General features: G+C 56.8%; 9 protein-coding genes and 1 pseudogene. 5 read left to right on the top strand and 5 right to left on the bottom strand.

The window, feature by feature from the left end:
* The first annotated feature begins 538 nt into the window (after positions 1-538).
* Positions 539-817 carry a hypothetical protein gene (locus tag BMZ43_RS26270; RefSeq protein ID WP_143075235.1) on the top strand — a complete coding sequence of 93 codons (279 nt, stop codon included), beginning with the start codon at positions 539-541 and terminating at the stop codon, positions 815-817.
* Between the two features lie 2,311 nt (positions 818-3,128).
* Entirely contained in the window at positions 3,129-3,749 is a 621-nt protein-coding gene (locus BMZ43_RS22435) for a tyrosine-type recombinase/integrase (RefSeq protein ID WP_093251033.1), read from the top strand.
* 117 nt (positions 3,750-3,866) lie between these two features.
* Here the strand turns inward: BMZ43_RS22435 and BMZ43_RS26265 are convergent.
* Positions 3,867-3,950: pseudogene (locus BMZ43_RS26265) on the bottom strand (integrase); the annotation flags it as partial.
* Between the two features lie 105 nt (positions 3,951-4,055).
* A complete protein-coding gene (locus tag BMZ43_RS26630) occupies positions 4,056-5,042 on the bottom strand; it encodes a hypothetical protein (protein ID WP_177344779.1) in 987 nt (328 codons plus the stop codon).
* Between the two features lie 534 nt (positions 5,043-5,576).
* On the opposite strand from BMZ43_RS26630, the gene BMZ43_RS22425 reads away from it, so the two are divergent.
* From BMZ43_RS22425 to BMZ43_RS22420, 3 genes are all read left to right on the top strand, one after another.
* The gene (locus BMZ43_RS22425) at positions 5,577-6,716 is read left to right on the top strand and encodes a hypothetical protein (protein ID WP_007162813.1); all 1,140 of its coding nucleotides are present in this window, start codon (positions 5,577-5,579) and stop codon (positions 6,714-6,716) included.
* 108 nt (positions 6,717-6,824) lie between these two features.
* The gene (locus BMZ43_RS26260; protein ID WP_039976421.1) at positions 6,825-7,004 is read left to right on the top strand and encodes a hypothetical protein; all 180 of its coding nucleotides are present in this window, start codon (positions 6,825-6,827) and stop codon (positions 7,002-7,004) included.
* A gap of 6 nt (positions 7,005-7,010) precedes the next feature.
* Positions 7,011-7,352 carry a hypothetical protein gene (locus tag BMZ43_RS22420; RefSeq protein ID WP_007162815.1) on the top strand — a complete coding sequence of 114 codons (342 nt, stop codon included), beginning with the start codon at positions 7,011-7,013 and terminating at the stop codon, positions 7,350-7,352.
* A gap of 45 nt (positions 7,353-7,397) precedes the next feature.
* Here the strand turns inward: BMZ43_RS22420 and BMZ43_RS22415 are convergent, their stop codons facing one another.
* The 3 genes from BMZ43_RS22415 to BMZ43_RS22405 all read right to left on the bottom strand — a co-directional run bounded on the left by BMZ43_RS22415 (position 7,398) and on the right by BMZ43_RS22405 (position 9,915).
* Entirely contained in the window at positions 7,398-8,591 is a 1,194-nt protein-coding gene (locus BMZ43_RS22415; protein WP_026083557.1) for an ATP-binding protein, read from the bottom strand.
* Between the two features lie 330 nt (positions 8,592-8,921).
* On the bottom strand, positions 8,922-9,083 hold the full coding sequence (locus BMZ43_RS26625) for a hypothetical protein (protein WP_017638716.1): 162 nt from the start codon (positions 9,081-9,083) through the stop codon (positions 8,922-8,924).
* Between the two features lie 244 nt (positions 9,084-9,327).
* A complete protein-coding gene (locus BMZ43_RS22405; RefSeq protein ID WP_074585173.1) occupies positions 9,328-9,915 on the bottom strand; it encodes an HNH endonuclease in 588 nt (195 codons plus the stop codon).
* Positions 9,916-9,918 lie beyond the last annotated feature (3 nt).

Raw genomic sequence — 9,918 nt, 5'->3', positions numbered from 1 at the left:
ATCGACCCATAGCTGCCGTTCAGGCCCGCAATTGATCGCCAACACCGTCTCTCTTGACCTGCCTTAGTTGAGCACGTCCGCTGGCTGCGGGACCTGTGCTTCCCTGTGTCGATCAGACATTTGGATCTGCGATGACTTTGATTCCCTGGCCACCACCGGCGTCTGCTGACTTCCAAGATCGGCGGCGTCTCCGGCGACTTAGTCACTGCGGAGAGCTGCTGTGCCCACCTGAAATAGCGCGGCAAATGCAAGTGAGGTCTATACGCCCGCCTGTCTGATTGCAGGGAGCGGCAAACTGATCTGTAGATGCAACTGCGCTAGCTCGAAGAGTTTTTAATCTGGAAATTTCACCTGTATTTCACGCTAATTTCACAATCAGGACCTAAAAACGCGCCGCGCCTCATGGGGGCAGAATATTTACACCTGTCAACATGTAAATGACCAATCGAGACATTGCTTGTCGGCGACTAGTGGTAGAACGTGCTCCTCGTTATCACGATATCTTTTACAGCAATAGGTACTGCTCGGGAGCTCGTCGATGACTCGTTATCTTCCTATACCTGCATCTCTTGATCGAGATTATTTACTTGGCGTTCATGTCCTCTTGTCACAAAAAATTGACCGCCTGCGTGCTATGGACGTTAGAAGCCCTGACTTTCAGCAGCAATTACGTCACTTCGAGTACATTACAGCGAGAGTTCTTGATTTAGTCGAAGAATTGAAAATTAGGCTTGCTATTGAAGAGAATCGCATTCCGGAGTTGAGTGGTGGGCTCATGCTACCAAAGCGCAATTATCGCTTGATGAGCGACTCATAAAAGCTTAGAGACAACTAGCATGCATGAGAGTCACCGCGCAAGCAGTAATATATCCATTGTTACAGCATGGTCAGAACCTTCGGAATTGCCTGAACATCCGCGTTTAAAGCAGCCTCATGTATTTGCTATTCTTGAAAAGCTTAATAGGAGTCTTGCGTCCGCCCAGCGGCAGCATGTGATTGATATTAAAAAGTGCTATTCTTCGTTTAGCCGCGCGACTATTGATCGGCTGCTGGAGAAGCTGCAGCATACTTAAGATTATGATATATTGATTAATGTGTCTCACTAGAAATTTTCTTCAAAATAGACCAAGGTAATGCATATGAGTCCTCACTATACGCTTGCCCACTCGCAACAATTAGCAAGTAAACTGTCACGCAAACTCATTAACTATACGTTGCTAGTAAGTCCACCCGCTCCTGATGGCGCTATCTTCGCGCACTTTTATTCGCCCTCCAACAATCGCGCACTCACAATCTCCTTTGATGCACAGACAATCCATAAAGACGATTATATTCGCGAGCGGCTATCTACAATTTCGTAGGAGTCGATATGTTAGCCACGAGAAGCTAGCGGTGTTGCTAGCCCTGGACGCGGTCTTTATCGCCTCAACCTATACTCGTCGCTTTCTAGCGGGGCTCCGGGCGTAGAGCCAACCAGCTTTCTTCCTGCTGCTCGGTCTGAGACTGGCTGGGTCTATCTGTCCTGACTTCACCGTAAGCTTCCTGCAATGCGGCTACCTCTCCATTGCGACTAATCTTGGCGGCGGCCGCAATTACGTTCGCCTTCACTGCAGGCGCTGGCGTCTTCTGGGCAGTCAAAGCAACCTTGGTGGTCCGGCGCCAGTCCTGTGAGCAAATGGGGCGGATGGCGGCATTGGCAGTGATCTGCTTGATGCGTTTAGTCCGAGCGCGCTATGGATGGCACTGCCCTTCCCATGCCTTCTATCTTTCTAATTCGTAGCGGCATCACTAGCGCCGACTTTTTCATTGCTAGTCTTCTACTTTCGCCTTTCCGCTCCATCCTCTGTCGCGCGCAATCGGTGAGCCATGTACGCGTTTTAGTGGCCTACGGGCAAAGTTCGCCGCGGATACTGGCCGCAATGGATTCCATCGAGCAGATGTCAAGGATCGATAATGCCGACCCCTTATAAGAGGCTGTCTTACCGGTAATGCGGTTTCGAACGATAAGGACCCGATCATCCGGATCATGAAGGCTTCGTCTAAGGGACACTTCGAAATCGGATGGGAAAAACGCCTGGACGTAGGCATGTAACCTTAGCTGCTCAACTTCATAACGCATGGCTTCATCCTTATATGATCGATGCGTCCAGGCTACCTGCGCCAGGTACGCTTCGATCAAGCGTAAGCGTTAAGCAATTTTTTCAGTGGGAAGCTTTCCTGCTATGTAGGGGAGATGTGCTCAGTCGCTAGTCTTATCGCTACCTCCTCTACCAATTCCTTGGTGAGCTGAGTGAGGTCTTCGAATTCTCGGAGAATCTTAGCCAGCTTAGGGTCATCCATCCTTAATCGGTGAAGCTCATGGAGACGGGCATTGAGGTGGCGATGCACGCAGAGCAGGTATTGCCGCGACGGGCTATCTGGTATAGGTAAGAAGCTTTCCATGACGCTTTCTCCAATGCGTGATCCACAGTTGGTTATCGTCCCACTTTCTGCATTGTTTAACGGCCGGCACAAGCGAGCCTTTTGTGCTTTTGGGGTACTGAAAAGGATCTTTCTGATCTGAACGGCGGAACCCCGTCATATGGCTCACCGGCAACGGTATGGTGCTTGCTCTATGTCAAGTTCCCCTCCGGGATCAAGTCAGCGCTTGCAAACGATTGCCCTGAACCATATCTGCTCGAGCGCCTGATTACATGGAACAACCCTCGGGCGTCCAACCTAAAGCGCTAGCGCTCCGGTCAGCCGTGTGTCATGGATGATGACTCGGAAATAGAGCTGCAGAAACTTGTAAAGCAAGGGCGGTTCACGACGGTGAAAGGAAGATCTACTTTTATGGTAGATTGGGCCAGTCCATGCGAGCAGTGAGACCAAGCGTCCACTGATATGTGCCTCACCGCTTTGCAGCAATAAAAGCGATAGCGAACCAGCCTCTAGATTTCGCGTGTCATCTGATTGCGTACTACGCGTCATCGCCTAGCCTGCTAGTGGTCACATCTGTCACCGGGGTCGTTATCCGAAACTGAAGGCCGTTTCTGGCCGTTTCCACCTCGGTGGCCGGCTGATGGGACGGATAGCTCCGTCCCATGGTCGGGCCCATGCTTGTACACCCTCACTGAGGAGAACAAGCCATGAAAGCGATAACAGTCGTTAGCCGCGAGCCTTGGAACAAGGGAAAGCTCGTTGGTCAGAAAGCCCCGCTCAGGATTAGGGATATCTGGGCTATCCGCGTCAGACTCCAGCTTGCGGAGAAGACCAGGGACTTGGCTCTTTTTGACCTGGCAATCGATAGCAAGCTGCGCGCCTGTGACCTCACCAGACTGCGCGTGCGGGACATAGCCCACGGGGAGCACGTCTCACCGAGAGCTATCGTGATGCAGTTAAAAACTCATCGTCCGGTGCAGTTTGAGATCACAGAGCAAACACGCTCAGCGGTGGAGGCTTGGATACGCCATGCCAAGCTTCGAAGCGAGAATTTCCTGTTCCCAAGTAGGCTTGCCCACTCCGAGCATATCTCCACCCGACAGTACGCACGGATCGTCAAAGCCTGGGTGACAGCGATTGGTTTGGATCCAGCCTTGTACGGAACCCATACCCTGCGGCGAACCAAGGCGTCGCTGATCTACCGCAGGACAAAGAACCTTAGGGCCGTACAACTCTTACTGGGCCATACGAAGCTGGAGAGCACTGTCAGGTACCTTGGCATCGAGGTGGACGATGCTCTGGAGATGGCCGAACAGACAGAGGTTTAGCCGCATGACCTGGCGACGGCTGCGGGGCCGTCGCTATCCGACCCAAAGCTGCGGTCGGGGGATGGCAGCCAATGGCCAGTTAGCGACTGGTCTAACTTTAGCCGGCGCTACACAAGATCAAACGTCAGTCTGTTCCGCCATTTCTAATGTGTCATCAACCTCAATCCCCAGGTATGGAACAGTGCTCTCCAGCTTCGTATGCGCGCACCTACTGCTTGCCTAGGTGTCGCAGACCCGGGACCGTGAGCTACAAATTCACTCGACGCCGCTTGCGATGGAGGTCATAGAACGCATCTGGGTAGGCTATCAACCGCTAGACCGGCGACGTTTCGCCAGCCGTACCGAGCGGCGCTTGTTTCGCCACAAGCGGCGTACGTCGCCAAGCGGCGCGGTACCAATGCGGATGGACCAGTATGCCCACCCGGTGGTAGTCATCAGGCCACGGCGCTGCTTTTGCTCTTCCAGTAGCACCAGCTCCTTGATGTACCGGTAAAACCCGGCATCGCTGAGATAGTCGTCGTTGGCGCGCTCGACTGCTCTGTGCCCTAGTCCGGTAACCATATCGAGAATGCACGCCACAGGTAGGACGCACGTGGCTATCGGTACCACGATTATCTGGAACAATGCCGAGTAGGCGAATGAGAAGTCCGACCAGAGTGTTGGAATCGCAGGATAGAACGTTTCCTTGTCGATGAGGGCCACGACCACTGCCGCTATCACAGCGAGAAGCCCACCCAAGTACGTCGCGAAATTGCCTGCACTCGGGAGGCTGAAAAAGTGGCGTGTACGAAGGGTTGCGGGGCTACCGGCGCGTTGCTCAAGAGCCTGACGCCACTCCCATTGTTCGATGAGCTCTTTGGCCAGCTGGGCAAAGTCTTCTCGGCCAGCGAATTGTTCGGAGATCATTCGCCGCTTCGCTCGATCCGTTGCCGCCATGGCCTGCCGGATGCCCAAGATTCTCTTGCCCGGGTGATTTCGGGCGAAGCGACGCCGGTCGACCTCTATCAGGATCTGGGCGAGGCCCAGCAGCATCGGGATCTCCCAAAAGAGAGTCCAATAGGAGAGATTGGCGTAGGTCGGAAGTTGCAGATAGACGTGGTGGTAGAAGAAAAGCGCTATCGACAGGACGACAAGCAACATCGATGAGGCGAAGAGGATAAAGATTCGCGATCCCCAGACGAAGCTAGGTATGAGTCGGAATTCCCGTCGAAAGGTCTTAACGTGGTGGGCCACGGTCCGCATGGCTAGCTTCCCTGCTTGTTGATCGCTGAAGATATTCCAGGGCAATACCATGTCACCAGCGACGCTTGTCCGTCCGTGGCCATAACCGCGACGACTGGCTACCCATTCGCCGATAGGTATCGATCCGTTGCGGCCGGATCCGAGCTGATGAGCCAATCACCTTCTGCTGGAACGGCGCGGATGCTGTCCACGCGGTTGAGCGGTACCCGGTAGGTCTTACAGGACCTGAATGCCTAGACCTCAGCGTCACTGGCGATCTTCATGTCTATGGCATCCTGCATAGTGGCGACCTGGGTGCTGGCGTACTGCAGAAGCAGGGCGCGTTACCGGGTAGCCAGGTCCTTCGCTGCGGCCAACTAGGCTGCCTCGTTCATATTGAGATTTCCTATAGAAGCGGCGAGATTCAAGGCTGACCACAATACCACTTGGCTTACGCTAACTTACCGTGATCCAGGTTAATGAAAGCGCGAAGGGCACTTCTGGCCATAAACAACCTGCCGAAACCGTCAGCTTTGGGTCGAAAGCTGACAACTTGCGTTCTATCGATTCTCCGTACGCTGGCTGCATCAACTGCAGGAAGCCAAGATGAGATCTATAGAACCCCTCGGCCCGGAACGGGCATCCTTCCCCCTCGAGCACTACCGCCAGGCGATCCTGTGCAAGGAGGCCTATCCCTGGGCGCGGCGGTACCTCGCCTCCCTGCAGTCGGGAGGTGTTCGCGATGTACTGGGCGCGGTGTCCTTTAACCTGCAGCAGCCCGTCCAGCTCATAGCCGAAGCTGTCCAGTGTGGTTGGTTCGTAGTGCCGAACGGCAAGAACGGGACGTTCAGCGCTCGCCACTTTGCCGAGCGCGGCCGGATGGCCGCAGCGCTGCCGTGGCTGCCGGACATCCTGCAGCGGGCGCTACAGGCCGAATCACGGGCGCGGCACCACCGCCCCGCGGAACGCTACACCTTCGGCGTTCGGCGGCTGCCCGGGTTCGTGGATCTGGCCCTGGCCCTGCCTCACCGCCTGTCTCGGCTCCCGCTCGATCACCAGGTTGGCGCCACCACGGGGGAGCTGTGGTTCGAGGTACTGGCTGACGTGCACGCTGTGACCGCCGCGCTCGCGGCGCAGATCGAGTGCTTTGCGCCGGCGTGGATGTGGGCTCCGGCCGCCTCACTTGAACACCAGGTTGAGCGCCTGCGGCAGCATGGGTGCGCGAACCTGCTGATTGCCTACGTGTCGCAGACCCGAGACCGCTGGATCGATAGTCCTGAGCAAAAGAAGCTCGAGGATGTGTTGTACCGAGGGTTACCGGTGGTGGAGTACGAACGGTGGTACCTGGAGAGGGCTGCGCGAGCGCGAGCAGATGAGGAGGGACGCTGGCGCGCGCCCTTCGCCCGGATCCGTGAGCTCGCCGGAATCTTCGATGACGCTCGCAGCTTTGCGCGGATACCGCTGGGGCGGCTGATCCGCGAGCTTTCGGGCGGCCGCTTCACACTGCAGCGCGAGGCAGATTCAAATCCCGGGCTGGTCGTCGAAGTCGCGCCAAACTACCTGGTCGGCGGGGGAGAGGGGATAGACGAGCCCTTCGCGCTCGCAAACTTTTGCCAGGCGCTTGCCGATGCGCTGGCCGATGTTCCGTGTTCCTTTCCTGGGTGCCTTGAGGCGTGCCGCCAGGCGCGCGCCTCGCTCATCGCGTTCCAATCCGACACGGCTGCGCCCTGCGAGCGTGCCGGCTAGCGCCTGAGACGAGCTAACTGCAGGTTCACACCCCTGGCCGGCGTGAACCTCGCCCGCGGCAGTACTGAGCTATGCGAGGATGACGGTCATCTGGCCTATAGGAGACCAATGATGAAGGTACGCATTGAGGTAACGACGGACGAGCTCGAGGACATGGGGTGCGACTCGGTCGACGAGCTTGCAGCCCGCCTGCGTGAGCAGCTGGATAGCGGCATTGTGGGCGAGGCCGGTGAGGCGGTTAGCGATTGGCTCGTTTCCTACGAGCTGACGGCTAAGCTCGCGGGGTAGTGGAACATGGAAATCGTTCCTGCCTTCGGCGCCGACGTCATGTATGCACTGATGTGGCTCTGCGTGATAGCCAGCGTCTGCAGCGCCGGTTCGTGGCTGTGGAAGCTCCTCATCAACCTAGATATCCGGCAGGACTACGCTCCGGCCCTGTGGGCGATAGGCCTGGCGTTGGGCGCCTTGTTGCTGTGGCGGGGCCAGGGCGCGCTTGGCAGTGAAGCGCCGCGCTATGAACGAGGCGAGGCGTCGTTCATCACCTTCTGGATGTTGCTTTCAGCCTTCTGCCTCTTTGGCCCTTTCGCGCTCCTATTCCATCGCTCGCCGGATTCACCCAAAGGGCCCAGTGCCTAGCCCTTCAGCCAGCCTCTTGCTGGACGCCCGCCCAGGCGGTTCGTGTCACGTGGCATCCCACTCATCCCCCGGCATAATCCGCTTCATGAACTCGTCAAAGAGCGGCACGGTGAACGCAGTATCACCATGGTTAGGGCTCCAGATCATGCCTTTGGCAATCAGGCTATTGCGGGTCGGCCCAAGGGCTGTCACACGTCGCCCGAGCTTTTCTGCAATATCCCCTGACCTATGCGGCCCTGCACCAAGCTCAGCCATGGCGCGGAGGTACTTTTTCTCAGCTGGTGTGAGCCGATCAAAACGAACCCGGAAGAAGCTCTCATCAAGAGCGGCTACGGCCTCGCCAGTGGCGCGCTCTACGTCCATCTTCGTGATGGGGCTCTGCTCTGCCACATCCCACGCATGCTTACCCCACTCCTGAAGGAAATAGGGATAGCCCCTGGTCTGATCCACAACAAGCCCCACAGCCTCGGCTTCGAACTTGACACCCTCGTCATCAGCCGGCTTTACGATAGCTATTGCCGCTTCAGCCTGGCTCAGCGGGCCAATTTCCGGGTAGTCGAAAAGCCGCTCTGCATAGGACTTTGCGTTACCAGCTCGCCCGCGCAGTTGAGGCAGGCCAGCACCTACCACAGTCACTGGCAGCCGGCTCTGAGCGCACCGATGGAGAGCAGAGATTAATGCGGCAAGCTCACCTTCACCCACGTACTGAAGTTCGTCGATAAAGATGACCAGCGCGGTATCGCCTTGCCGAGCGGCTGAGCCTGCTTGCTCAAGCAAGGCAGCCAAATCGCTTTCGAGATCACCGTTGTCGGCAAGGCCTGGCTCAGGGTCGAAGTCCAGCCCTACCTCAATGTCGTTGTAGGTCACCTTCAAGGCCTTGGCGAAGCCTGCCAAGGCGCGCAGGCCACGCTGAGCCATGTCTTTCGCTGCCTCAACCCGGCTTAACCGAAGTAATGCGAGGCGCAATTGGGGGGCCAGCAGCGCTGGCAGGGAGCGACCTTCAGGTGCCTCGATACGGATCGTATGAACCCCTGCGGCCTCGGCATCTGTACGCATTTGGTCGAGCAACACGGTCTTGCCCACGCCGCGCAACCCGACCATCAAAACGCTTTTGGCCGGGTTTCCTCGGCGCAATCTTGCAATGCCAATCCTCACGCGCTCACGAAGTTCACCTCGGCCAGCCAACTCGGGTGGCGGCGTGCCGGCCCCCGGAGAATAAGGATTACTGATAGGGTCCATAGCTATACAAACCTTTGGAGGTTTATCGGATTTAGATAAATCTACATAAATTCGCTACAAGCTGCAAGGTGAGTGACTTCGAACAGCCAACTCGAATGCCCGGCGAATCGTCGCCAGATCTACCGTCAAATAAGGCTTTGAGTGGTTGAGGTGCTGGTGGCCCACGATCGTCTGCACCATCTCCCGTCGCCGGCCGCGAGTACGCGAGCAGCCAGGGAGCGCCGCCCACTAACCGACACGTAGCGCGGCAAGGTCCTCGGGCTCGCCTTTAGCATCAAGCTCACGAGCCGATGCAGCAGGTTCACGGCCCATGAGTCGTTTTGCCTGGATTCAGTAACCGAGCCAGATAAGCACATCGCAGGCTTTGTACTCGGGGTGGTCGCCCAGCTCTGCGAACATTTCAGACGGATCGAGCGTGTGCTTCCGGCATTCACGTTCCGCGTCTTCACGGGTCACCATTCTTTCCTCATCCATCGCTTCATCGAGCGTCATTATGCTTGCTACCTGTTTGGGTTATTCGGCCACGCTTTGAAACTTGGCCGCCTAAGAGGCCCCCTTCCAGGGGATATTTACCTGGGGCTGCTGATCTCATGCCATGCCTTGTAATGCGGTGTAGCGCATCTGTATGGGAGGGACGATTAGGTCATTAGCCAGGGCAAGCATTTCGAATTGCCCATTCAGATTCTCCACGCCGTCGACGATCACGCCGTCTTCGATTGTCGCGTCCGGGTACCCGTCAGTTCTCCACCGGCATGATCTTCAGCTGCTGCAGAAGGCGATGGGTAAAGTCAGGGCCGGCAGTGAGCAGAATGCGGGCGAGGTTGCGTTCTCGTACGCGGACTTTCTCCGCAATGCTGAGATGCCCGACCGCCTTGTTGCACCGCGCGTGGGCGAGCACAAGATTTTCATTGCGGTCAGATCCGCCCGTATGTGAAGCGAGCAAATGCTCGCGCGTCATTTCCTCGCGCGTCATCTCATTCAGGCAGTAGAAGCACAGATCCCCATCGCGTTTACGCAGTGTGGCTACGTTATGTCGACGGGCCCTCGCCGACTTCGTTTCTCCCATCTGGTCCTGGGTAGGATCGACCTGCGCAACGATCATGAACGGTACGTAGGTCAGTTGGAGTGCGGAAAGCTCGCCTTTGCCCCGACCTGGCATCCATTCGGCTCGATTGCTGAGCACCAGCTCTTCAGCACGCTGCCAAGAGGTGCTGGGGTATTGAGTGCCCATCGGATCGAATACCTGAACCAGACGTACTTCATTTGCCGGGGCTAGCGCTGGTGCGATAGAGGCCTGAAGCAGCATTGGGGACATCTTCACCATGTG

The organism is Pseudomonas sp. Snoq117.2 (genome assembly GCF_900110545.1).
Lineage (GTDB): Bacteria > Pseudomonadota > Gammaproteobacteria > Pseudomonadales > Pseudomonadaceae > Chryseomonas > Chryseomonas benzopyrenica.
The sequence above is the reverse complement of the archived record's forward strand: the minus strand, read 5'-3'. Positions and strand labels throughout refer to the sequence as shown.

Coding starts and splice junctions, on each gene's coding strand:
- BMZ43_RS22415 (WP_026083557.1), bottom strand. CDS start 8,591: ATGGACCCTATCAGTAATCCTTATTCTCCGGGGGCCGGCACGCCGCCA.
- BMZ43_RS26630 (WP_177344779.1), bottom strand. CDS start 5,042: ATGGTATTGCCCTGGAATATCTTCAGCGATCAACAAGCAGGGAAGCTA.
- BMZ43_RS26270 (WP_143075235.1), top strand. CDS start 539: ATGACTCGTTATCTTCCTATACCTGCATCTCTTGATCGAGATTATTTA.
- BMZ43_RS22435 (WP_093251033.1), top strand. CDS start 3,129: ATGAAAGCGATAACAGTCGTTAGCCGCGAGCCTTGGAACAAGGGAAAG.
- BMZ43_RS22405 (WP_074585173.1), bottom strand. CDS start 9,915: ATGGTGAAGATGTCCCCAATGCTGCTTCAGGCCTCTATCGCACCAGCG.
- BMZ43_RS22420 (WP_007162815.1), top strand. CDS start 7,011: ATGGAAATCGTTCCTGCCTTCGGCGCCGACGTCATGTATGCACTGATG.
- BMZ43_RS26625 (WP_017638716.1), bottom strand. CDS start 9,083: ATGACGCTCGATGAAGCGATGGATGAGGAAAGAATGGTGACCCGTGAA.
- BMZ43_RS26260 (WP_039976421.1), top strand. CDS start 6,825: ATGATGAAGGTACGCATTGAGGTAACGACGGACGAGCTCGAGGACATG.
- BMZ43_RS22425 (WP_007162813.1), top strand. CDS start 5,577: ATGAGATCTATAGAACCCCTCGGCCCGGAACGGGCATCCTTCCCCCTC.